This window comes from Massilia sp. Se16.2.3, from assembly GCF_014171595.1.
GTDB lineage: Bacteria > Pseudomonadota > Gammaproteobacteria > Burkholderiales > Burkholderiaceae_D > Telluria.
The window spans coordinates 1,039,567-1,062,594 of sequence record NZ_CP050451.1 but is presented as its reverse complement, the minus strand read 5'-3'; the positions used below and the strand labels follow the sequence as shown (position 1 = coordinate 1,062,594).

General features: G+C 63.7%; 14 protein-coding genes and 2 pseudogenes. 5 read left to right on the top strand and 11 right to left on the bottom strand.

Features of this window, described 5'->3' with window-relative positions; genetic code table 11:
- Window positions 1–410: 410 nt before the first annotated feature.
- On the top strand, window positions 411–3,260 hold the full coding sequence (gene uvrA, locus G4G31_RS04970; protein ID WP_182990546.1) for an excinuclease ABC subunit UvrA: 2,850 nt from the start codon (window positions 411–413) through the stop codon (window positions 3,258–3,260).
- A gap of 63 nt (window positions 3,261–3,323) precedes the next feature.
- Here uvrA and G4G31_RS04965 read toward each other — a convergent pair whose 3' ends face one another.
- Window positions 3,324–4,349: a MerR family transcriptional regulator gene (locus tag G4G31_RS04965; RefSeq protein WP_182991678.1), complete on the bottom strand. Its 1,026-nt coding sequence runs from the start codon at window positions 4,347–4,349 to the stop codon at window positions 3,324–3,326.
- Window positions 4,350–4,462: 113 nt separating this feature from the next.
- Between G4G31_RS04965 and G4G31_RS04960 the strand changes: the two genes are divergently transcribed.
- Entirely contained in the window at window positions 4,463–4,936 is a 474-nt protein-coding gene (locus G4G31_RS04960; protein WP_182990545.1) for a shikimate kinase, read from the top strand.
- Between the two features lie 12 nt (window positions 4,937–4,948).
- Here the strand turns inward: G4G31_RS04960 and G4G31_RS04955 are convergent, their stop codons facing one another.
- From G4G31_RS04955 to G4G31_RS04935, 4 genes and pseudogenes are all read right to left on the bottom strand, one after another.
- Window positions 4,949–6,046 carry a cyanophycinase gene (locus G4G31_RS04955; protein ID WP_229425368.1) on the bottom strand — a complete coding sequence of 366 codons (1,098 nt, stop codon included), beginning with the start codon at window positions 6,044–6,046 and terminating at the stop codon, window positions 4,949–4,951.
- A 130-nt stretch (window positions 6,047–6,176) separates the two neighbouring features.
- Complete coding sequence (locus tag G4G31_RS04950) at window positions 6,177–7,172, bottom strand: TonB-dependent receptor domain-containing protein (protein ID WP_182990544.1); 996 nt, start codon at window positions 7,170–7,172, stop codon at window positions 6,177–6,179.
- Window positions 7,165–8,715 (bottom strand): annotated as a pseudogene (locus G4G31_RS28855) (TonB-dependent receptor); the annotation flags it as partial. The pseudogene G4G31_RS28855 and the gene G4G31_RS04950, both read right to left, overlap by 8 nt.
- A gap of 509 nt (window positions 8,716–9,224) precedes the next feature.
- Window positions 9,225–11,093, bottom strand: a complete 1,869-nt coding sequence (locus G4G31_RS04935) for a phosphoenolpyruvate carboxykinase (GTP) (RefSeq protein ID WP_182990543.1) — start codon at window positions 11,091–11,093, stop codon at window positions 9,225–9,227.
- A 349-nt stretch (window positions 11,094–11,442) separates the two neighbouring features.
- On the opposite strand from G4G31_RS04935, the gene G4G31_RS04930 reads away from it, so the two are divergent.
- Entirely contained in the window at window positions 11,443–12,429 is a 987-nt protein-coding gene (locus G4G31_RS04930) for a D-2-hydroxyacid dehydrogenase family protein (protein ID WP_182990542.1), read from the top strand.
- Between the two features lie 146 nt (window positions 12,430–12,575).
- Here G4G31_RS04930 and G4G31_RS04925 read toward each other — a convergent pair whose 3' ends face one another.
- Window positions 12,576–13,331, bottom strand: coding sequence for an L-asparaginase (locus G4G31_RS04925; RefSeq protein WP_182990541.1), 756 nt, complete (start codon window positions 13,329–13,331; stop codon window positions 12,576–12,578).
- A gap of 140 nt (window positions 13,332–13,471) precedes the next feature.
- On the opposite strand from G4G31_RS04925, the gene G4G31_RS04920 reads away from it, so the two are divergent.
- Both G4G31_RS04920 and G4G31_RS04915 read left to right on the top strand, forming a co-directional pair.
- On the top strand, window positions 13,472–13,957 hold the full coding sequence (locus G4G31_RS04920) for an asparaginase domain-containing protein (RefSeq protein ID WP_182990540.1): 486 nt from the start codon (window positions 13,472–13,474) through the stop codon (window positions 13,955–13,957).
- A gap of 106 nt (window positions 13,958–14,063) precedes the next feature.
- Entirely contained in the window at window positions 14,064–15,665 is a 1,602-nt protein-coding gene (locus G4G31_RS04915; protein ID WP_182990539.1) for a catalase, read from the top strand.
- A gap of 197 nt (window positions 15,666–15,862) precedes the next feature.
- Here G4G31_RS04915 and G4G31_RS04910 read toward each other — a convergent pair whose 3' ends face one another.
- The 5 genes and pseudogenes from G4G31_RS04910 to G4G31_RS04890 form a co-directional block, all read right to left on the bottom strand.
- Window positions 15,863–16,759, bottom strand: coding sequence for a recombination-associated protein RdgC (locus tag G4G31_RS04910; protein ID WP_182990538.1), 897 nt, complete (start codon window positions 16,757–16,759; stop codon window positions 15,863–15,865).
- A gap of 86 nt (window positions 16,760–16,845) precedes the next feature.
- Window positions 16,846–17,859: a DNA polymerase IV gene (gene dinB / locus G4G31_RS04905; RefSeq protein ID WP_229425691.1), complete on the bottom strand. Its 1,014-nt coding sequence runs from the start codon at window positions 17,857–17,859 to the stop codon at window positions 16,846–16,848.
- Between the two features lie 220 nt (window positions 17,860–18,079).
- A complete protein-coding gene (locus G4G31_RS04900) occupies window positions 18,080–19,885 on the bottom strand; it encodes a S8 family peptidase (RefSeq protein WP_182990536.1) in 1,806 nt (601 codons plus the stop codon).
- Window positions 19,886–20,274: 389 nt separating this feature from the next.
- Entirely contained in the window at window positions 20,275–21,531 is a 1,257-nt protein-coding gene (locus G4G31_RS04895) for a TonB-dependent receptor domain-containing protein (RefSeq protein ID WP_374011274.1), read from the bottom strand.
- Window positions 21,532–21,723: 192 nt separating this feature from the next.
- A pseudogene (locus G4G31_RS04890) lies at window positions 21,724–22,999 on the bottom strand (glycerate kinase).
- Between the last annotated feature and the right edge of the window lie 29 nt (window positions 23,000–23,028).

Below are 23,028 nucleotides of genomic sequence, written 5' to 3'. Positions count from 1 at the left end.
TTTGCGTTGAATCAAGCATTTTTATGCCGCGCGCATGGTCCAGCCAAGCTTCTTTTGCGACCTGATCCATGCACAAAGGGACATGCCGCCTGGCTACCGAACGCCACGCTACGCTGCGTCCCCCTAGAATTATTTTCAGTTCCTGAACAGTTTGTCATTGAAGCGCACGCCGATCGGCCCACATAGGCCAGACCGGTTCGTTCCAGCCTGCGCCCGGCATGTCGCATGGGCATGCCAGGCTGGCATCGCTGGTACACATGCTACCCGAATAGTACTGGATGCATGTACAGCCAGTGCGAAAAAGCGTTAAACTAACAGATTCCCCAGACTGGCCCGCCGGTCGCGACAACGCCGCTCATCAAGGCGTCTTGCGCGGTCCGCACAACTTATTGAAAGCCTGCCAAAACTTAATGGAAGAAATTCGAATCCGCGGTGCCCGTACGCACAACCTGAAGAACATCAACCTTGACCTGCCCCGCAACAAGCTGATCGTCATCACGGGCCTGTCGGGTTCGGGCAAGTCTTCCCTCGCTTTCGACACCCTGTATGCCGAAGGCCAGCGCCGCTATGTCGAGTCGCTGTCGGCCTACGCGCGCCAGTTCCTGCAGTTGATGGAAAAGCCGGATGTCGACCTGATCGAGGGCCTGTCGCCGGCGATTTCCATCGAGCAGAAGGCGACTTCGCACAATCCGCGTTCCACCGTCGGTACCGTCACCGAAATCCACGACTACCTGCGCCTGCTGTACGCACGCGTGGGCACCCCGTATTGCCCGGACCACCCGCACGAGCCGCTGGCGGCGCAGACCGTGTCGCAGATGGTCGATTCCGTGCTGGCCATGCCGGAAGGCACCAAGCTGATGATCCTGGCGCCGGTCGTGGCCGGCCGCAAGGGCGAGCACAGCGATCTGTTCGCGGGCATGCAGGCGCAAGGCTTCGTGCGTTTCCGCATCCAGAGCGGCGTCAACCCGGCCAAGATCTACGAGATCGACGAGCTGCCGAAGCTGAAAAAAACCGAAAAGCACTCGATCGACGTCGTCATTGACCGCGTGAAGGTGAACCCGGAAATCAAGCAGCGCCTGGCCGAGAGCTTCGAGACCGCGCTGCGCCTGGCCGACGGCCGCGCCGTCGCCTACGAGATGGACACCGAGCAGTCGACCGTGTTCTCCAACAAGTTCGCGTGCAATGTCTGCGGCTATTCGCTGCAGGAACTCGAGCCGCGCCTGTTCTCGTTCAACAACCCGATGGGCGCCTGCTCGCAGTGCGACGGCCTGGGCCACATCGAGTTCTTCGATCCGAAGCGCATCGTCGCCTTCCCCAACCTGTCGCTGGCCTCGGGTGCAGTGAAAGGCTGGGACCGCCGCAACCAGTTCTATTTCCAGATGCTGTCGAACCTGGCGGCCTATTACGAATTCGACCTCGACACGCCCTACGACAAACTGCCGAAGACGGCGCAGGACGCGGTCCTGTTCGGTTCCGGCAAGACCGCGATTCCGTTCACCTATGTGAACGAGCGCGGCCGCACCGTGATCCGCGAGCACACCTTCGAAGGCGTGGTGAACAACCTGCAGCGCCGTTATCGCGAAACCGATTCGATGGCGGTGAAGGAAGAACTTGCCAAATTCATCAACGAAAAGAAATGCCCGGCCTGCGACGGCGCGCGCCTGCGCACGGAAGCACGTTTCGTCAAGATCGGCCAGGGCGCCCAGCAGCGCGCGATCTATGAGGTGTCGGACCGTCCGCTGCGCGAAACGCTGGAGTTCTTCGAAACGCTGGTCCTGACCGGCGCCAAGAAGGACATCGCCGAGCGCGTCATCAAGGAAATCACGGCGCGCCTGAAGTTCCTGAACAATGTCGGCCTCGATTACCTGTCGCTCGACCGCAGTGCCGATACCCTCTCGGGCGGCGAAGCCCAGCGCATTCGCCTGGCCTCGCAGATCGGTTCCGGCCTGACCGGCGTCATGTACGTGCTCGACGAGCCGTCGATCGGCCTGCACCAGCGCGACAACGACCGCCTGATCGCGACCCTGAAACACCTGCGCGACATCGGCAACAGCGTGCTCGTGGTCGAGCACGACGAAGATGCGATCCGTACCGCCGACTACATCGTCGACATGGGTCCCGGGGCGGGCGTGCACGGCGGCCGGATCATCGCCGAGGGTACGCTCGAAGAGATCATGCGGAACGAGCATTCGGTGACGGCCCAGTACCTGGACGGCCGCCGCAAGATCGCCGTGCCGAAAAAGCGTACCCCGGCCAATCCGGAGCGCCAGCTGGTGATCACGAATGCGACCGGCAACAACCTCAAAGGCGAAACCCTGACGCTGCCGGTCGGCCTGATGACCTGCGTGACGGGCGTGTCCGGTTCGGGCAAATCGACGCTGATCAACGACACGCTGTATCCGGCCCTGTCGCGCCACCTGTACGGCGCGCAGACGGAACCGGCGCCGCACGACGCGATTTTTGGATTAGAACACTTCGACAAGGTCATTTCCGTCGACCAGGCACCGATCGGCCGCACCCCGCGCTCGAACCCGGCCACCTATACCGGCGTGTTCACCCCGATCCGCGACCTGTTCGCGACGGTGCCGACGGCCAAGGAACGCGGCTACTCGGCCGGACGCTTCTCGTTCAACGTGAAGGGCGGCCGCTGCGAAGCCTGCCAGGGCGATGGCGTCATCAAGGTCGAGATGCACTTCCTGCCGGACGTGTACGTGCCTTGCGACGTCTGCCACGGCAAGCGCTACAACCGCGAAACGCTCGAAGTGCACTACAAGGGCAAGAGCATCACCGAAGTGCTGGAGATGACGGTCGAAGACGCGCACGAGTTCTTCAAGCCGGTGCCGGTGATTGCCCGTAAACTCCAGACCCTGCTCGATGTCGGCCTCGGCTACATCAAGCTGGGGCAGAGCGCCACGACCTTGTCCGGTGGCGAGGCGCAGCGCGTAAAACTGTCGCTGGAGTTGTCCAAGCGCGATACGGGACGTACCCTGTACATCCTGGACGAGCCGACCACGGGCCTGCACTTTGCCGACATCGACTTGCTGCTGAAAGTGATCCACCGCCTGCGCGACCAGGGCAATACGCTGGCGATCATCGAGCACAACCTCGACGTGATCAAGACGGCGGACTGGATCGTCGATTTGGGTCCGGAAGGTGGCGCCGGCGGCGGCAAGATCGTCGCGACGGGCACGCCGGAACAGGTGGCGAAGAATCCAGCCAGCGTCACCGGCAAATACCTGGGGCCGTTGCTGAAGCAGTAAGCAGAGCCAGGAAATGAAAAAGCAGAGCTGCGGCTCTGCTTTTTTTTGACCTCGTTACAGCTGCTAACTTGCCCGCAAGGACTCCAGCCCCGCCCGGATAAACCCGCGCATGCGCGCATCCACCATCCCGCCCACCTGCAGCGCCGGCTCGTTCTCCAGCGCCTGGCGAATCTTGCGTTGCGTTGCCGGATCGTCTCCCGCAAACGAGCGGAACAGGCCATACCACTCCCGTGCCAGCGCCTGCCCTTCCGGCGAGTCGGGTGCACATCCCGCATCCATCGCCGTGCGCACGCGGGCGAACAGCGGCGGCCACTCGCTGGCGCGTTTGCCAAAGTTGGCGCGCATGAAGGCCAGCTCTTCCTCATCCAGATAGCGAGCGAAGACAGCCAGCTGGTTCTCCTTGGAGGCCGCTTGCACGAAAGCCATCACGGCAGGCGTGATCCCGGTACGCTCCTGCACCGCGGCTTCCTGCTCGTGCATCGCATTCAGTTTGGCGAACAGGACCGGATTGGCCGCCGTGTCGCGGTTGACCATCGCCATCCAGCGTTGCGCCAGTTCCCTTGCGCGAGGGTCGTTTGGTGCCACGCCGCCATCGAGCAAGCCGCGCACCTCGGCCACGAGCGCCTTCCATTCGCCCTCGACCTCATCGAGCCGCTGATACAGCGGCAATTGCTCCAGTTCGTCCTTCGTAAAATAGTTGTCGTACATCGTCATCTGCTCCAGGGTTGTCAACCAGTCGGCCGGATCCGGTTCCTGCCGGTCGGCGAGCTGCCCTCGCAGGCGTTGCAAACGCATACGCAGGCGGCTGGCGCCGTCGATCTGGCTGCTCAATACGGCGATCTGGCGATCGACGATGGCAGCCAGCGGCAGGTCGGTTCCGGTGAGATAGCTCGCGATGTCGGCCAGCGCCATGCCGAAGCCGCGCAATGCCAGGATGCGGTGCAGCCGGGCGAGGTCGGCCTCGTTATACAGCCGGTAGCCGGCATCGGAACGCGCCGAAGGGGACAGCAGTTTGATGTCGTCGTAATGGTGCAGCGTGCGCACCGTCAGGCCGGTGCGTTTTGCCAGTTCGCCAATTTTCAACAGCATCGGTCTCTCCTCTTCATGCGTGCAACCATGCTCGGGCCTCACGCCGCGTGAGGGTCAAGCACTCCCTGAAACAAGTAATATTAATACCCGACGGAAATCACATACACGACGATATGCGCTTACTCATTATTGGCAACTCGGGCTCGGGCAACTCGTACCGGGCGAAAGCACTGGCCGCCCAGCACGATCTGGCGCACCTGGACCTGGACACCATCGTGTGGGAGCCGGGGCAGATCGCCGTGCCGCGCGCGCCGCAGCAGGTACAGGCCGACCTGCTGGCCTTCGTCCACGCGCACGGCAGCTGGGTGGCGGAAGGCTGCTACGGCGACCTGGTCGAAGCGGCGCTGCCCTGGTGTTCCGAACTGGTGTTCATGAACCCGGGGCGAGAAATCTACCTGGAGAACAACCGCCGCCGTCCGTGGGAGCCGCACAAGTACGACTCGATGGAAGCGCAGCAGAGCAAACTGCCTTTCCTGCTGGACTGGGTGGCGGGCTATTACGAGCGCGACGATGCGATGTCGTATGCCTGCCACCGGCACTTGTTCGACCGCTTCGACGGCAACAAGACCGAGGTGACCGCGCTCTGAGGAGCGCCGCCGCTATTCGGCGGTATACAAGGGCTGCGCCATGCGCACCGGCCGCACGTCCATCCGGATGCGGTAGATGGAATAGGCGTCCTCGCGGTTCGCGACGTATTCCCCGCTGTCGGGCATGCGAGTGAAGGTGAATTCGAAACCGCGTTCCGGCGCGGCGCTGGCCGGCCCCTCGAAGGCCAGGCCGACGGCGCGCTGCAAGTCGCTGTCGACCAGTTTGACGAGCAGGTCGAGCACCGCGGTATTGCCGAGGATATCGGGATAGAACAGCGCAGCGCGATGTTCGGGGCGGGTCTTGTCGACCGCTTCCTTGCCGGTACCATGCTGGAAACTGCGCTTGACCAGATCGAAGCGGTCGCCGTTGTCCAGGTAGCTGATGCGCGCATTCGACAGGTTGAACTGCGGCTGCGCCTTGTCCGTCGTGGCGCCCTTCAGGTCGAGCACGATGGCGCCGGTGCGGCCGATCATTGTCACCTGGCGGTCAGGCGCCACCACCGCGGCCGTGTCCTCGTCGATGCCGAGGCCCAGCGTGTAGCCTTTGTTCAGCATCGCCGGCAGCATGCGCGCGAAGCGGCCGCGTGCCAGCAGGTGCTGGTCGATGAAGATATCGTCGCCGATGAAGCCCAGCCCCGGGGCGATGTCCTTGCCCTCGACCACGCCATGCTTCAACAGCGGCGCGACATCGGGGGGCGGATCGAAGAACATGGTGCTGCTCATGATGGCCGCGCCCGCGCTGGTGCCGGCGATGACGCCGCCGCGCCGGTACATGCTCCACAGCGCGTCGAGTACCGCGCTGTTGCTGCCGTCCGGGCGCCGCAGCGCGCCGGTGATGCGCGCCTGGTCGCCGCCGGTGAAGAAGGCACCGCCGGCGCTGCGTACGAAGGCCGCCAGCGCCGGGTCCTCGGCCACCTTGCGCACATAGCGCCCCGCCAGGCGCGGTGCGATCGGCACCACGACGGCTTGCGCGCCGTGGCGGTTCAGGTTGGCAACAGTCAGGGCGCCTTCGCGCTCGGGATTTTCGGCGGCGGTCGGGAACACCGCGATGCGCGCCCCTGCCGCCGGCCAGTACCACGATCTTGTCCCAGACCGCGGCGTTCTCGGCACGCAAGCCGCCGCCGATGATGACCAGCGAACCCTTGGGCGCTTCCGCGGTCCGCGGCTCCCGTCGTGCCACCCAGGCCGGCCAGCGCCAGCGCCAGCGAAAAAGCAACTCCCCTGAACATCCCCCGGCTCCCTAGCGGAACGAATAGTTCAGGCTGACGAAGCCGCTGCGCCCGCGCGGATCCGTATAGCTCGGGTCGTACCCGGCCAGGAAGAAATAGGCCTGGTTCGAGAACGGCGGATCCTTGTCGAGCAGGTTCAGCACGCCGGCGCGGAGTTTGAGGTGCTTGCTGATGGCCCAGCTGCCGGTCAGGTCCCACAGCGAATACGACTTCACCTTGTTCGGCGCCAGCAGCTCGTCGGTGTAGGGGTCGTAGGTCGTGTTCTGGTCGGTATAGCTGGACGAATACTGGTTCGCCAGGGTCAGGCTGACCGGACCGCTGTCCCACTCGAGGTTGATCCGGTGGCGCCACTTCTGGATCGCCTGGTCGTTCAGGAAGACGCCGAGGTTGCTGCGGTAGGGCTCGGCTGGGCCGAACTGGCGGTCGTAGCGCAGGATGCGGGTGCCCGACAGGCTCAGGCCAAAGCGTCCCCAGGGTCCGCGCTCGCTGCGCCAGTCGGCGGCCAGGTCGATGCCCGAGGTCTTCAGGCGGCCCTGGTTTTCCTTCATCAGGAGGATGTTCGAGATGAAGCCGTCCTCGTCGCGTTCGATGTACTTGCCGTTGTAGGCGGCCGGGTTCTCGATGATGACCTGTTCGCCCAGGGTGCTGATGACGTCGCGCTTTTCGATGTTCCAGTAGTCGATCGAGAAGTTGCTGCGCTTGTTCAGTTCGACCACGGTGCCAAGCGTGAACTGGCGCGATTTCTCCGGCTTCAAATCCGGGTTCGAGCGGCGCTCGACGTTCCACTGATCGGTGCAGGTATCGATGCTGCCTTCCTGCGCCACGCATTGCGGGTCGGTCAGGATGCCGGCCGAGGTGCCGAAGATGGTCGGACGCTTCAGGTCGGACAGCGACGGCGCGCGAAAACCCGTGCCGGCCGAGGCGCGCAGCAGCAGGGTCCGCGTTCGGCTGCCAGCGCAGGCCGATCTTCGGATTGGTGGTGCCGCCCACTTCGCTGTAGCGGTCATGGCGCAGCGCGAACTGCATTTCCAGTTCCTTCGTGAAGGGCGCATTCAGTTCGGTGAAGACCGAGCCCACACGGCGCCTGTTGTCCGCCGTCTCGACTTCGAGCAGCTCGCCGGCCGGCACCGTGCTGTCGCGGTCGCCGGCGATGTTGTTCGACTGCAGCAGGCTTGATGGCGTGAAGAGTTGGTGCTCGCGCCGGAATTCGCCGCCGATGGCGATGGCCAGCTCGCCGCCGGGCAGCGTGGCCAGCGCACGCGACATCTTGCCGTCGATCGAGGTCGAGATGCCTTTCGCCTTGCGCGCTTCGTCGTTGATCTTGATGCTGTTGATCAGGTCGATGCCCGCCTGGGACGAGGGTGCGAAGGGGTTGATCGTGCCGTTGCGCACGGCGGCGTCAAACTGGTCGAACAGCACGTAGCCATCGACATACTTGTCGGTGCTGCGGTTTTCGGCGCGCGCCAGCGCCAGGTCGTAGTCCCAGCCGGCCAGGTTGCCGCTGGCACCGAGCACGAGGCGCTGGCCTTCGCTGCTGACCTCGTTGCTGCGGTTGCCGGCTTCCTGCATGCGGTAGCGGATGCCGCTGAAGGTGTCGGGCAGGCCTGGGCCCGTCAACGCACGGCGATAGGCCTCGGGCAGGATACTCACCGGCAGGTTGCGGATGCGGACCGGGTTCGGCGACAGCACGTACTTGCTCTTCGCTTCGGTCTGCACCAGCTCGGCGAAGAGCTGGTTGTTGGCGTCGAGCTGGTAAGTCGCGCGGCCGATGAAACCGATCTTGCGCGAGTCCGGATAGATCTCGGTGTCTTCCATGTAGTCGTAGCTGCAGCCCGCCGCCCCGCCTGGTCCCTTCTCGGCATACACGGTGGCGGGCGGATTGCATCCAGGTGCGCTCGGGTTGATCCGGCTGACCGTGCTGCCCGCCGGCAGCAGGCCCGCGGCTATCAGCGCGGCGCGCTGGGCGCTCGAGATATCGACGTTGACCGGGAAGGTATTGCTCGACATTTGCGCCGGCAGCGTGGTGGCCAGGGCACGCTCAGCGATGAAGCTGCGCTGGCGCGAACGCAGGCGGTCGAGCTGCTGGAAGTCGAGCACGCCGAACACGTTAAAACGATCGGTCGTGAGGTCGCCGAAGCCGGCGCTGAGGCTGGCGGTGCGTTTGCCGGCGCCGCCATGCTGGGTGCCCGCGGCGGAGGCGGCCAGGTCGATGCCCGTATAGTCCTTGCGGGTGATGAAATTGATCACGCCGCCGATGGCGTCGGTGCCGTAGATCGCCGAGGCGCCGTCCTTCAATACCTCGACACGCTGGATCGCCCCGGCGGGGATGTTGTTCAGGTCGACGCCGGCATTGTCGCCGGGGGAGGCGAAGTTGGCCAGGCGGCGGCCGTTGAGCAGTACCAGTGTCGACGACACGCCCAGGCCGCGCATGTTGGCGCTGTTCATGCCGCGCTGGCCCGAGGTGCTGTCCGAAATGCTGGGACCGTCCGTCAGGGGCGCCGTGTTGGCGCTGATGTTGCGCACCAGTTCGGCCGCGGTGGTGACGCCCATCTTGTCGATGGTTTCGCGCGAAATCACTTCCACCGGCAGCGCCGCTTCGCTGTCGAGCCGCTTGATCGAGGAGCCCGTGACCAGCACCCGCTGTATTTTCGGTTCCGCCGGCGCGGCCTGCCCTGTCGTCTCCGTCTGTGCAACCGCCTGGTTCGCCAACAAAACCAGTGCGGCGACAATGCTCGAGGCCAGGATGGTTGGCCGCAAGGTATTCGATTGTTGCTTGCTCATGCATTGCTCCCTCAGGTGGTGGCGCAGGATTGTTCTCGACGTGTCTCTGTTCGCAGTGCTTTCGTGCAATTCTTTTAACTATTTCCAAATGTAATGCATGTTCTGTTGCAGGCTCAACATGAATTTGGAAAAATGTCTCGATCCATCCACCTTGCATGAAAAACGCGCAAGGATGTCCCTGCGGCCATGCCGGCGCCCGCCCATAAAAAAAGGCAGCGCCATATGGCACTGCCTTTTTTATGTGCGGCCGCATGACACGGCCGCCCTCCTCAGAAATTTTATTGCGCCAGCTGCTGTTCCAGCTTCTGCTTGGTCGCCACCAGCTCTTGCGGCAGGTGGTAAGCCAGCTTCTCGAACAGTTCGGTGTGCAGTTTCAGCTCTTCGCGCCAGGCGTCCCTGTCGATCGAGGTGATCTGGTTGAACTGCTCCTGGGTGAAGTCGACGCCGTCCCAGTTCAGGTCGCCATAGTTCGGCGAGGTGCCGAACAGGTGCTGGGTGCCGCCTTCGGCCTGGCCCTGGGCACGGTCGAGGATCCACTTCAGTACGCGCATGTTCTCGCCATAGCCCGGCCACACGAAGTTGCCGGACTCGTCGGTACGGAACCAGTTGACGCAGAAGATCTTCGGCAGCGCGGCCGGGTTCTTCTCCGCGACTTTCCGTCCGAGATCGAGCCAGTGCTGGAAATAATCGCTCATGTTGTAGCCGATGAACGGCAGCATCGCGAGCGGATCGCGGCGCACGACACCCATCTGGCCAGCAGCAGCGGCGGTGGTCTCGGAGCCCATGGTTGCTGCCATGTAGACGCCTTCGACCCAGTCGCGCGCTTCGGTCACCAGCGGCACGGTGGTGGAACGGCGGCCGCCGAAGATGAAGGCCGAGATCGGCACGCCGGCCGGATCGTCCCAGGCCGGATCGATCACCGGGTTCTGCGTCGCGGCGACGGTGAAGCGCGCGTTCGGGTGGGCAGCCTTGGTGCCCGAGGCCGGGGTCCAGTCCTTGCCCTGCCAGTCGATCAGGTGGGCTGGCGCTTCCTTGGTCATGCCTTCCCACCAGACGTCGCCATCATCGGTCAGCGCGACGTTGGTGAAGATGACGTTCTCGCGCAGCGACAGCATGCAGTTCGAGTTGGTCTTGTCATTGGTGCCCGGGGCCACGCCAAAGTAGCCGGCTTCCGGATTGATCGCGTACAGCTTGCCGTCGGCGCCCGGCTTGATCCAGGCGATGTCGTCGCCGATGGTGGTGACTTTCCAGCCATTGAACGAGTTCGGTGGGATCAGCATGGCGAAGTTGGTCTTGCCGCAGGCCGAAGGGAAGGCGGCGGCGACGTATTTCTTCTCGCCTTGCGGCGATTCCACGCCCAGGATCAGCATGTGTTCGGCCAGCCAGCCGGTGCCGCCGGCTTGCGCTTCCTGGTAGCCCATGTTCGAGGCGATGCGCAGCGCGAAGCATTTTTTACCGAGCAGCGCATTGCCGCCGTAGCCCGAGCCGAAGGACCAGATTTCGCGGGTTTCCGGATAGTGGACAATGTACTTGGTGCTGTTGCATGGCCATGGCACGTCTTGCTGGCCGGCAGACAGCGGCATGCCGACGGTGTGCACGCAGGGCACGAACTCGCCGCTTTCGCCCAGCACGTCGTACACGGCCTTGCCCATGCGCGTCATGATGCGCATGTTCACCGCGACATAGGGCGAATCGGACAGTTCGACGCCGATGTGGGCGATCGGCGAACCGAGCGGGCCCATCGAGAACGGCACGACGTACAGCGTGCGGCCAGCCATGCAGCCGTCGAACAGGCCGTTCAGGGTGGTGCGCATTTCGGCCGGGTCCATCCAGTTGTTGGTCGGGCCAGCCTGCTCCTTCGTTGCCGAGCAAATATAGGTACGGTCTTCGACACGTGCCACATCCGACGGATCGGAATGCGCCAGGTAGGAATTCGGGCGTTTTGCCGGGTTCAGGCGCTTCATCGTACCGGCTTCGACCATCTGTGCGCACAGGCGGTCGTACTCTTCCTCGGAGCCGTCGCACCAGTAGATGGCGTCAGGCTTCGTCAGGGTGGCGATTTCCGCGACCCAATTGAGGAGCTTCTGGTGTTTGATGTAAGCAGGGGCGTTCAGTGCGGCGACGCCGCCCATCACGGGCTGGTTCATGTGGTACCTCCAATGCCAATTAAGAATTCTTTCTTGTCCCGGCACGGCAGGATCGTCGTCTGCGGGGATGGCTACGGCATCCCAGGTTCGCCAGCGGAAGCGGCGGTACGGCGGTCATGTCGATGGCCTCGCGGGCGAGGCTGGGTGGAACGATACAGCGGGGGTTGATATACACTTTGATGGTGTCAAACCCTTAAGATTCGGCCGATTGTACACCTGTAAAACGGCGATTCAAGCTGTTCCGATCGAAAAATGTAGGAAATATAGTTGACTTTTGTAGTGGGCTACTTCGATTCCGCGCGAACCCGTTATTCCTTTACGCGCTCATCCATAACTTCGCTCAATTTCCATGAAAATAGCCATTCTTGACGACTACCAGAACGCTGTGCCCGGTCTCGACTGTTACAAAATATTGGACGGCCACGAGGTCAAGGTGTTCAACAATTCGACGCGCGGCCTCGGCCAGCTGGCCATCCGCCTGGCACCGTTCGATGCCCTGGTGCTGATCCGCGAGCGCACTGCCTTCCCGGCCGCGCTGCTGAACAAATTGCCGAACCTGAGGCTGATTTCGCAGACCGGCAAGGTCAGCGGGCATGTGGATGTGGCCACCGCGACGGCGCGTGGCATCGCCATTGCCGAAGGCGTCGGCTCGCCAACGGCCCCGGCCGAGCTCACCTGGGCGCTGATCATGGCAGCCAGCCGCAAGATCGTGCCTTATGCGAATAACCTGAAGGAAGGCACCTGGCAGAGCGCCTCCTTCAATGCCGCGCTGAACGGCCTGGGACGGGTGCTCAAGGGACGCACGCTCGCGATCTGGAGCTACGGCAAGATCGGGCGCCTGGTAGCCGGGTATGGCAAGGCCTTCGGCATGCGCGTGCTGGTGTGGGGAAGCGAAGCAAGCCGTCAGGCGGCGGTGGCCGATGGTTTCGAGGCGGCTGCATCACGGGAAGCATTCTTCGCCGAGGCCGACGTGTTGACGCTGCACCTGCGGCTGGCGGAAGCCACCCGCGGCCTCGTCACGGCGGCCGACCTGGCGCGCATGAAGCCGGACGCGCTGTTCGTCAACACGAGCCGGGCGGAACTGGTGGAAGAGGGCGCGCTCGAGGAAGCCTTACATCGCGGCATACCCGGCAGCGCGGCGGTGGACGTGTTCGCCAACGAGCCGCTGGCCGCGGATGCGCCCATCCTGCGCATCCCGACCGTACTGGCCACGCCGCACCTGGGTTATGTCGAGCAGGATAGTTACGAGATGTATTTCAGGGCGGCGTTCGAGAATATCGTGAATTTTGCCGCGGGCGAACCAAGCAACATATTGAATCCCGAGGCGTTGAGGTAGGACGTAGGGTGGGCAGATTCTGCCCACGCGTTCAACGGGCGTTTGCAGAGCCGGTAATCAAATGGGTCGCTGCCCGATCAACTCGCGTTGAACGCGTAGGCGGGGAGAACAGTCCGCTGGACTGTTCTCCCCGCCTACCCTACGGTTCAGCGCAGCTCCGGCTCGCCCGTCAGGTTGATGCGCCGCGCCGGCATCACGTGGGTACCCGTCCACAGCCCCGCCCAGCCTGGCGGCCAACCGATGGCGGGACCGGCATACGGCTTCACGCCGGCGCGTACCGGCACCACCGGCACCGGTGGCGCCTCGATCAGGCCGCCACCAGGTGGCCTTTCCATGTTCAGGCTATACATGTAGCCCGGCAGCAGTTGCTCGCAAACATCGGCAAACCAGGCAGTGTGGTCTTCGTCGCGGCCCAGGGCCTGGGCCAGACCCTGCGGGTCGAACTTCGCCAGTGCATGGATCAGTTCATCGGTGCTGGCGCCGGGCAAATCGCCCCAGCCCATCACCGGGTTATTGTTGTATTCGGCGCCGGAACCGTACCAGCCTTCGCGCCAGGAACGCTGCATCCAGTTGCGCTGCCCGGTAAACAGATGCCAGCGCCAGTGCAGGCCCGACGGTTTGGGCCAGGAATACAGGTACAGCTTCTGGTAGCCAGCCTTGTGCAGTTCGCGCACGACAGCCATCAGGCGCGCATGGGGCATGCGGTCCGGCGGCGTACGGCGGAACAGGATCGCTTCGCCGTCGGCGTGCTGGACTTCATCGGTCGACAGGTTCAAATCGAGCGCACGCGCTTCGTTGCCGAAGCGTGCGGAGATCCAGCCGGTCAGCAGGTTGACGTGGGTGATCACGCCATACCCGCGATGTCGGTGGAAAATAACGGTACCTGGAGCAACGGCTTTCATGGGAAATTAGGTAGGGCAATGCCTGGAGAAAAGAGGAGTCTACTCATCCGATCCGGTTGATTCTAGCCTAGTCACATATGGATACACACCCATTTGCGGCTATCATTACCCACCTTTTTTTACTGCGTTTATAAACCGATATGACTTTGCGACTCATCGCCACCGGCGGCACGTTCGACAAACACTACAATGAACTCAACGGTGTGCTCGGCTTTGCAGACAGCCACATGCCGGCCGTCCTGCAGCGTGCGCGCATGACGATTCCTGTCGCGCTGGAAGTGCTGCCCCTGCTCGATTCGCTCGACATGCAGGATGCCGACCGCGAGCGCGTACTGGCAGCCTGCCAGGCGGCAACCGAAAAAGCCATCGTCATCGTGCACGGCACCGACACCATGCCGCAAACGGCCGCCGTGCTCGGCGCTGCCAGCCTCGGCAAGACGATCGTGCTGACCGGCGCCATGATTCCCTATGAAATCGCCAATTCCGACGCCCTCTTCAACCTCGGTTTCGCCTGCGGCGTCGCCCAGACCCTGCCGCCGGGTGTATACGTCGGCATGAACGGCCAGGTGTTTACTTGGGACAACGTGACGAAGAACCGTGCGGCCGGCGTCTTCCAGCCGCTCTAGCAAGCGGACTCAAACACACAAATAGATATTCCACGGGGCAGCAGAGCGCTGCCCCATCGGCAAACTTCCTATACTTTTCTCTCCTATGAACCGCGAGGAGAGTGCCATGTCCGACCGTCCCATCCTGACCACGCGCCAGGGCCACCCCGTGCGCGACAACCAGTCGCTGCGTTCCGTCGGCGAGCGCGGTCCGGCGACGCTCGAGAACTACCAGTTCATTGAAAAGATCACCCATTTCGACCGCGAACGCATCCCCGAGCGCGTCGTGCATGCACGCGGCACCGGTGCCCACGGCTATTTCGAAGCCTACGGCAAGATCGGCGACGAGCCCGCCAGCAAGTACACGCGCGCGCGCGTACTGAATGAAACCGGGGTGCAGACGCCCGTCTTCGTGCGCTTCTCGACCGTTATCGGCGGCAAGGATTCACCGGAAACGGCCCGCGACCCGCGCGGCTTTGCGGTCAAACTGAAAACAGTCGAGGGCAACTGGGACCTGGTCGGCAATAACCTGAAGGTCTTCTTCATCCGCGATGCCATCAAGTTCCCGGACATGATCCACGCTTTTAAACCCGACCCCGTCACCAACCAGCAGGAAGCCTGGCGCTTCTACGACTTCGTCGCCAATTCTCCCGAAGCCCTGCACATGGTCACCTGGGTCAAGAGTCCATGGGGCATCCCGGCGAACTACCGCGAGATGGAAGGTTCGGGCGTCAACACCTATAAGCTGGTGAATGACCAGGGCGTGGCCCACCTGGTGAAATTCCACTGGCAGCCACGGCAGGGCGTGCGCAACCTGACCGCGGCCCAGGCCGCCGAGATCCAGGCGCACGACACCAGCCACGCCACCCGCGACCTGTATCAGGCGATCGAACGCGGCGACTATCCGGAATGGGAATTCTGCGTACAGATCATGGCCGACGGCGAGCATCCCGAACTCGACTTCGACCCGCTGGACGATACCAAGCGCTGGCCGGAAGACCAGTTCCCGCTGTTGCCGGTCGGCCGCATGGTGCTCGACCGTAATCCCGAGAATGTCTTTGCCGAGACTGAACAGTCCGCCTTCGGCACCGGCGTGCTGGTCGACGGCATCGACTTTTCGGACGACAAGATGCTGCAGGGCCGCACCCTCTCCTATTCCGACACGCAGCGCTACCGCGTCGGGCCCAACTACCTGCAACTGCCAATCAACGCACCCCAGGAGCGGGCACGCCCGCGCACCAACCAGCGCGACGGCCAGATGACCTATGTCGTCGACGACAGCGGCGCGAACAAGCACATCAACTACGAGCCGAGCCTGCTGGGCGGCACCCAGGAAGCGCCCAAGCCGCAGCGCGAGTACCACCAGCACGTGGAAGGGTATCTCGGCCGCTACCAGACCACGAATACCCGCAGCGACTACAAACAGGCGGGCGACCGCTACCGCACGTTCGCGGACTGGGAGCGTGACGAGCTGGTGAACAATGTTGGCGGCGACTTGAAAGCCTGCCCGGAGCCGGTACAGCTGCGCATGGTGTGGCACCTGTGGCATTGCGACGAGGACTACGGCCGCCGCGTGGCGCAAGTGGCCGGCATCGACCTCGAGAAGGCCAAGGCGCTGGCGCCGTTGCCGGGCAAGCCGATGCCGCACGCGAATCGCCAGGGAGCGACGTTGACGGATGGGACAAGTGCCGAGCCGGCGACGAGCGACGAGGTGGCGGGGGCGAAGTAAGCAGCAAAGCAAAACGGACCCAAATGGGTCCGTTTTAACGTAGGGTGGGCACTCGTGCCCACGCGGAACTGTGATCATTGTTGGCGGCATTGCTGCGCAGAGTTAACCGAGGGAGCAACTGGCCAACAAATGCATGTGGTTAGCGTTAACACTATTCACGCTTTCGCGTGGGCACGGAGTGCCCATCCTACAAACGCTTACGCCTTCGCTTCACCGCCCAGCGCTTCCACCACGTCGGTCAGCATCTTGGACAGCTCGCCCGTCATCAGCATGATGTCGTTGTCAAAGCGCTCGTCGTCGCTGTAGGTGACGGTTTCGCCTTCCTTGATCACGTCCAGCGGTTTCACGCCCTTGATGGCCAGCGCTTCGGTCAGGACAAACGACACGCGGCTGTTCCAGGTCATGGCCAGGCGCGTGCACTGTTTACCCGACGCGATGTGGCGGCGGATGTCTTCCGGGTCGAGCGAATGCTTCACGTAACGCACGGCGGCGCGGCTTTCGCCGGTGGCACGCAGTTCCGTGTCCTGGTCGATCGTGAAGTTGTATGGCGCTTCGTCCGATTCCAGCCAGCCCGTCATCACGGCCACCGGCGAGCGCTGCACGCGCAGCGATTCGAGCGGCAGGCGGTCGACGGCTTTGAGCAGCAGCTTGATGACGTCATCGGCTTTCGCCGGGCTGGCGGCATCGACGACCAGCCAGCCGTTGACCGGGTCGATCCAGGTCCAGGTGTTGCTGCGGATCGTGAATGCGCGCGGCAGCAGTTCGTCGGCCACACGTTCCTTCAGTTCCTTCATCGCCTTCTTGCCTGGCGGGAAGCCCTGCTGCTCTTCCAGTTCGGCCGCCTTGGCCTTGGCGACCTGGTTGATGACCGAGCTCGGCAGCAGCTTCTTTTCGGTGCCCAGCATCATCAGCATCTGCTTGTTGACGACGTGGACCAGCTTGCCATTGCCGCGTGGCGAATCCCAGCCCTGGCGCAGCAATTCGTTGCTGCTGGCCGGCGAGAATGCCTGCGTCTGCAGCGCCTCTTCCATCTGCTCGGGGGCAAACGCCCAGTTGGCGGGAAGACGGTAAATCTGAAGATTCTTGAACCACATAGTTGCTTTCTGTTGTCTCAGTATTTCAGGGGAACGACATTTTACACGCTGATGTCCGCGTATTTTCAGCGGGCAACAATATCGTTTTAATGTGTTGTGCGTTCGTCAAACAGACTGAGCTGCTCGACGTTTTCGGTCTCGCCCAGGCGCACCCCGACACCCAGCAGGCGCACAGGGCGGCTGGCGCGTTGCCAGCCGATTTCCATCAGGCGGGCGAAGGTGGGCAGGTGTGGCGAAAAGCCCACGCACTCGACCGTGGTCTGCTGGAAGTCGGAGAATTTGATTTTTACAAATAGCTTGTTGATGAATTTTTCGGCAGCGTTGCGCTTGATGCGCCCCAGCAGGTGCTCGTATAAATCCGGCAGCAGCGCCAGGCAGGCTGGCAGGTCGGGCACGTCCGGCGTATAGGTTTCCTCGGTGCTGATCGACTTGCGCTCGCGCTCGGGGCTGACTTCGCGGTAATCGATGCCGCGGCACAGGTCGTACAGGCGCGCGCCAAAACTGCCGAAATGATGCTGCAGCTCCTGCAGCGTCCAGCCGCGCATGTCGAGGCAGGTCTGCACGCCGAGTTTGTTCAGCTTGGCGGCGGTCACTTTCCCGACCCCGTGCAGTTTTTTCACAGGCAGGGCCGCGACGAAAGCATCGACCTCTTCGGGACGCACGAGGAACAGGCCGTCGGGCTTGTTCCAGTCGCTGGCGATCTTCGCCACGAATTTATTCGGTGCGACGCCCGCCGAGGCGGTGATGCCGACAGTCTCGAAGATGCGGCGCCTGATTTCCTGCGCGATCAGGGTCGCACTGCCCTTGCAGTGCGGTGAATTCGAGACATCCAGATAGGCTTCGTCGAGCGACAGCGGTTCGACCAGGTCGGTGTAGTCGCTGTAGATCTCCATGATCTGGCGCGAGGCAATGCGGTATTTTTCCATCGCCGGCGGAATGACGAGCAAGTCCGGGCACAGTTTCATCGCCTGGGCCGTGGCCATGGCCGAATGGATGCCGAAGCGCCGGGCCTCGTAGTTGCAGGTCGCCACCACGCCGCGCTGGTCAGGACGGCCGCCGACGGCGAGCGGACGCCCGCGCAGGGACGGATCGTCGCGCATCTCGACCGACGCATAGAAGCAGTCGCAATCGCAATGGATGATTTTACGGGCGGGGGCGTTCACTCGGGCGACAGGGCCACTACTGTAATTCTGTACAGTATCTCGTCAATTGAGGAGAGTTGCAAGGGCCCGTAGGGCGGGCACTTAGAATGACGCCGCCTGCAGGCAAAAAAAACGCGCGGCAAGCCGCGCGTTTTTTGCCTTGCTGACTAACCAGCGCTTACCAGGTCAGTTTCAGCGAGTAGGTGCCGGTGCTGCCGGTTGGGCCGCTGTAGTACTTCACGCGCACATAACGTGCCACGGTCGACGTGCCCGTGTTCGACACCGAGGTGCTGTCGGTTGCGCCGGCGCCGTTCTCGCTGGCGGCCAGCTGGGTGCCCGACGAGTTGTAGACATACAGGTCGTAGTCCGCGGTCGAACCCATGCTCAGCGATGCCGACAGGGACTTACCGGCCGGCAGCTGGACCACGAAGTAGTCGCTGTCGGTCGAGCTGCCCATGGTGCCGTTGACGGTGGTGCCGCTGGTGCTGACGGCGTTCGCGGTCGAGATCGAGCCGTTCGACTCGGTTTCGTTGATCGTCGTGCCGGTGGTACCGCCGCCGGCCGAGACCACGGCTGCTGCCGCGTCGACGATGCCGGTGCCGCAGCCCGAGCAGGTGCCCGGGAAGGCGCGTGCGGTGCTCTTGAGCTTGGCTTCGATCTGGTCAGGCGTCAGGGCCGAGTTCTTCGCCAGCATCAGCGCAGCGACGGCGGCGACGTGCGGGGTCGCCATCGAGGTGCCCTGGTAGGCGGCGTAGCTGTCCGAGCCTGGAGCACGGGTGCCGCTGTTGAGCGTCGACAGGATGCCGTAGGAACCGTCGCCGCCTGGTGCAGCGACGTCGACCACGGTGCCGTAGTTCGAGTACGAAGCGCGGGCGCCGGTCTTGCCGGTTGCCGCCACGGTCACGACGCCGGCGCAGTTGGCCGGATTCGAGTTGCTGGCGTTCTGGTTTTCGTTACCGGCCGCGACGACGACCACGGTGCCGCGCGAACGGGCGCTGTTGATCGCGTTCTGGGTCGTGGTGTCGCAAGCGCCACCGCCGCCGAGCGACATGTTGATGACCTTGGCAGGATAGGCATTTGCCGGCACGCCGCTCACGGTGCCGCCCGAAGCCCAGATGATGGCGTCGGCGATGTCGGAGGTGTAGCCACCGCATTTGCCGAGCACGCGGACAGGCACGACACGCGCGTTGTAGGCGACGCCGGCGACGCCGACACCGTTGTTGGTCTTGGCGGCGATGGTGCCGGCCACGTGGGTACCGTGCCAGCTCGAGTTCGATGCCGGGCTGCCGGCGTAGCACTCGTTGGCAACGATCCAGTCGCCCGGATCGGACGGGTCGCTATCGCGGCCGTTGCCGTCGTTGCCCATCGTCGCGTCGGAAATGAAGTCGTAGCCGCCGACATACTGGCCGGAGAGGTCGGCGTGAGGACGGATACCGGTGTCGATGACGGCAACGCGCACGCCGGTACCGGTCGACAGGTCCCAGGCGCCAGGCACGCGCAGGCCGCCGGTGGTGTCGAAGAAGTCCCACTGCTCCGAGTAGCGCGGATCGCTGGCGGTGGCCATCTTGGTCATGATGCGGTCTGGTTCCGCGTACTCGATCGAGCTGTCGCGCGCCATCATTTCCTTGGCCAGCGCGTCGGCTTCTTTCAGCGAGACCTTGCGGTCGATCTTGAACACGTGGGCACCGTTGGCGGTCGTGCGCAGGGCTTGCAGCTTCATGCCGAACTGCTGGCCGGCACGGTCGGCCACTGCCTGGCGCGCAGTGCTCATGTTGGCGCCGAGTTGGGCAGCGACACTGCCGCCCTGGGCAGCCTTGTATTTCACGATCAGGCGATCGGTGTTCGTGATGTATTGCGTGGTGCCGGCGGCCTGGGCGTCCAGGTTCACAGCGGCGATGGCCGAACCGGCGCACAGCGAACCGGTGGCGATGGAGACAGCTACAGCGACCTTCAACAACGGGTAAATCGAATGCGTCGACTTCATGTTGAGTCCTTTGATGTGTAGTTTTCCGTCAAGGCAAAATGCCCTGTTTTATGATCTCCGGCGTTGATTCCGAAGTGCCCTCTGCTGGCGGCTCAAGAAATGTACTGCGGAGTAAACATGTGCGCCGGGAATTTCGAAGCGCGTGCGGCACTTTCGCAACGGTTTACACGCTTGAATTAACAAAAACATGATTTATTTGCCAATACATAATGTGTGCCAAATAACATACGGTGGAAATTCGTTACTTTCATCACAAAACCAATTCTCGACTGCAATGAATGAGAGTTTGTGTGATGCGAATCCATGCAAAAAGGCCGTGCAGAGCACGGCCTTTCGAGAAAACTCACACAAACTAGCGTTCAGTTGTGTGAATTGTCATCACGCTGTCATCAGAAATTGCCCTTGAACTGCACACCCCAGGTACGCGGTTCGTTGGTAAATCCCGTCAGTTGTTGAAGTCGATGGCACCGGTAATGCGGCGCTCGTCGAGGATGTTGCGGCCGAACAGGGCCGCTTCGTACCTGCCGTCGGCCCAGGTGTAGCCCAGGCGCAGGCCACCTTCCGTCAGCGGCTTGCCGGTGAATCCGCCGCTTCAGCTGCTGGTCCTTCACCGTGTAGTCATAGACCGAGAAGGCAACCCGGCCGCGGCGTTCGAACAGGTCGGCCTTGATGCAGGCCTCATACGAGGTGATGGTCTCGGCGTCGGCCACGGTGATCGGCACCGAAGCCGAGGCAGCCGCGATGCTCGGCGCGCGGAAACCCGTTGCCACGCGGCCGTACAGGTTGGCGCTCGGGGTGAGCTTATAGGTGCCGCTCAGGTCCCAGCTGAACTTGGCCTTGCTGGTGTCGACCGACGGGTTGCCGATCTGGGTCACGTTCTCGGCGATGACGGGATTGAAATGCTTCTTGTCGAATGAAGCCGGGACCGGCCGGGGTACGCCGTCGAGGTCGCCACGGCGCTGGGTCATGGCCAGGTCGCTGTAGTTCTCAACGTAGTCGTCGCGGTGCTGGCGCAGGGTCGACACGCGCATCGCCCAGTCCTGCGACAGCGGCACGTTGACCGCGCCTTCGACCTTGATCGTGTTGTGGGTGGCGACCGAGGCATTGCAGTTACCCTCGACCTTGCTCGTGTTCGGCTTTTCCGACTCGAACTTCACCACGCCGGCCGGGGTATTGCGGCCGAACAGGGTGCCCTGCGGGCCGCGCAGCACCTCGACGTTGGCGACGTCGAAGATCGGGAAGCCTTTCAGGATCGGGTTTTCCTGCACCACTTCGTCATGGATCAGCGAGACCGGCTGCGAAGCGAAGGTATTGAAATCGGTATTGCCGTAGCCGCGAATATAGAAGCGCGGGAAGGTGCGGCCATTCGAGGATTCGACATTCAGGCTCGGCAGTTTGCCGGCCAGCAGGCGGATGCCCTGGCCACCGGACGTGAGCACGTCGAGCTTTTCGCCGCGCAGCGCGCTGACGGCCAGCGGCACGTCGCGGATGTTTTCGGTGCGGCGCTGGGCCGTCACGGTGACGGTCTGCAGCGCGGCGCCATCGCTGCTCTGGGCCAGGGCCGGCACGGCGGGCAGGGCCGCCAGCGCGAGCGCCGCCAGCTCTGCCTGCAGGACGCGGCGGTGCATCCTGGACATCTTGGCCATGAGTTTTTCCTTGAGGTCGAAAAGCCGTTACCTCTCCTCCTGCGCCGCGAGCGGCGTGGGCACATGTCGCCCGGCACCCGCATCTTGACGATGTCTCAAGGTTGCCGTCCTTGCAAGGCGATATTGTTGGCGATGCCATGGTCGATCGCAAGGGGACATCGATGGCGGGACTGACTAACAACAGGGCAGGGTCTAGGCGCCGATCAGGATGGCCCGTAAATCGTTGACGTTGGTGCGGGTTGGCCCGGTCACGACCAGGTCGCCCAGAGCCGCGAACAGGCTGTAGCCATCGTTGTTCGCCAGCAGGGCACGGGCATCGAGGCCGGCGGCCGCGGCGCGTGCGAGCGTATCGGGGGTCACGATGGCGCCGGCATTGTCTTCGGTGCCGTCGATGCCGTCGGTGTCGACCGCCAGCGCGTGGATGCCGGGGCGGCCGCCCAGCGCGAGCGCCAGCGCCAGCAGGAACTCCGCATTGCGCCCGCCCCGTCCGCTGCCGCGCACGGTAACCGAGGTTTCGCCGCCGGACAGCAGCACGCAGGGCGCGGCCAGCGGCTGCCCGTGCTCCAGCACCTGCCTGGCGATCGCCGCGTGCATGCTGGCGACATCGCGCGCTTCCCCTTCGACGCTGTTCGACAGGATCAGCGGCGTGACGCCGGCGGCACGCGCCGTGGCCGCCGCCGCTTCCAGCGCGTCCTGGGGTGGCGATGACGCGCACTTCGTTGCCTGCCAGGCGAGGATCGTCCGGCAGGGGGGCGGCGTGGGACGGGTTCGCCAGGTGCGCGCACCCGCGTCGGGCACCGCGATAGCGTAGCGTTCGAGGATGGCCAGCGCATCGGCCGGACGGCTGCTGTCGGGTACGGTCGGGCCGGAGGCGACCGTTGCCGGATCGTCGCCAGGCACGTCCGACACGATCAGGGTGACGACGCGCGCCGGGTGGCAAGCCAGCGCCAGGCGCCCGCCCTTGATGGCGGACAGGTGCCGGCGCACGCAATTCATCTCGCCGATGGGCGCGCCGCTACGCAGCAGGGCCCGGTGGATCGCGCGCTTCTCCTCGACCGTGATGCCGGGCGCGGGCAGCGACAGCAGGGCCGAGCCGCCGCCGGAAACCAGGCACAGCACCAGGTCGTCCGCGCTTAGGCTGGACACCAGCGCCAGCATGCGCTCGGCTGCCGCCAGCCCGGTTCTCGTCCGGCACCGGATGGCCGGCCTCGACCACCTCGATATGCCGCGTCGGCGCGCCGTGTCCGTAGCGCGTCACCACCAGGCCCGACAGCGCCGACGGCGCCCCCCGCCACGCACGCTCGACGCCCTCTGCCATGCGCGCGGCCGCCTTGCCGGCGCCGACCACGACCGTGCGTCCCCGTGGCGGCGGCGGCAGGTGGCGCGCCACCGGGGCGCCGGCGTCGACCGCCACGAGCGCGCTGTCGAACAGCCGGGTCAGGAACTGGCGGGGATCGGGGACGGGCATGTGTGCTCCTCGTTGCGTGAAATGCGACC

Excerpts from the sequence above, each read along its gene's own strand:
- uvrA (WP_182990546.1), top strand. The coding sequence starts at position 411 with ATGGAAGAAATTCGAATCCGCGGTGCCCGTACGCACAACCTGAAGAAC.
- G4G31_RS04965 (WP_182991678.1), bottom strand. The coding sequence starts at position 4,349 with ATGCTGTTGAAAATTGGCGAACTGGCAAAACGCACCGGCCTGACGGTG.
- G4G31_RS04960 (WP_182990545.1), top strand. The coding sequence starts at position 4,463 with ATGCGCTTACTCATTATTGGCAACTCGGGCTCGGGCAACTCGTACCGG.
- G4G31_RS04950 (WP_182990544.1), bottom strand. The coding sequence starts at position 7,172 with ATGACCGCTACAGCGAAGTGGGCGGCACCACCAATCCGAAGATCGGCC.
- G4G31_RS04935 (WP_182990543.1), bottom strand. The coding sequence starts at position 11,093 with ATGAACCAGCCCGTGATGGGCGGCGTCGCCGCACTGAACGCCCCTGCT.
- G4G31_RS04930 (WP_182990542.1), top strand. The coding sequence starts at position 11,443 with ATGAAAATAGCCATTCTTGACGACTACCAGAACGCTGTGCCCGGTCTC.
- G4G31_RS04925 (WP_182990541.1), bottom strand. The coding sequence starts at position 13,331 with ATGAAAGCCGTTGCTCCAGGTACCGTTATTTTCCACCGACATCGCGGG.
- G4G31_RS04920 (WP_182990540.1), top strand. The coding sequence starts at position 13,472 with ATGACTTTGCGACTCATCGCCACCGGCGGCACGTTCGACAAACACTAC.
- G4G31_RS04915 (WP_182990539.1), top strand. The coding sequence starts at position 14,064 with ATGTCCGACCGTCCCATCCTGACCACGCGCCAGGGCCACCCCGTGCGC.
- G4G31_RS04910 (WP_182990538.1), bottom strand. The coding sequence starts at position 16,759 with ATGTGGTTCAAGAATCTTCAGATTTACCGTCTTCCCGCCAACTGGGCG.
- dinB (WP_229425691.1), bottom strand. The coding sequence starts at position 17,859 with ATGCGCGACGATCCGTCCCTGCGCGGGCGTCCGCTCGCCGTCGGCGGC.
- G4G31_RS04900 (WP_182990536.1), bottom strand. The coding sequence starts at position 19,885 with ATGAAGTCGACGCATTCGATTTACCCGTTGTTGAAGGTCGCTGTAGCT.
- G4G31_RS04895 (WP_374011274.1), bottom strand. The coding sequence starts at position 21,531 with ATGGCCAAGATGTCCAGGATGCACCGCCGCGTCCTGCAGGCAGAGCTG.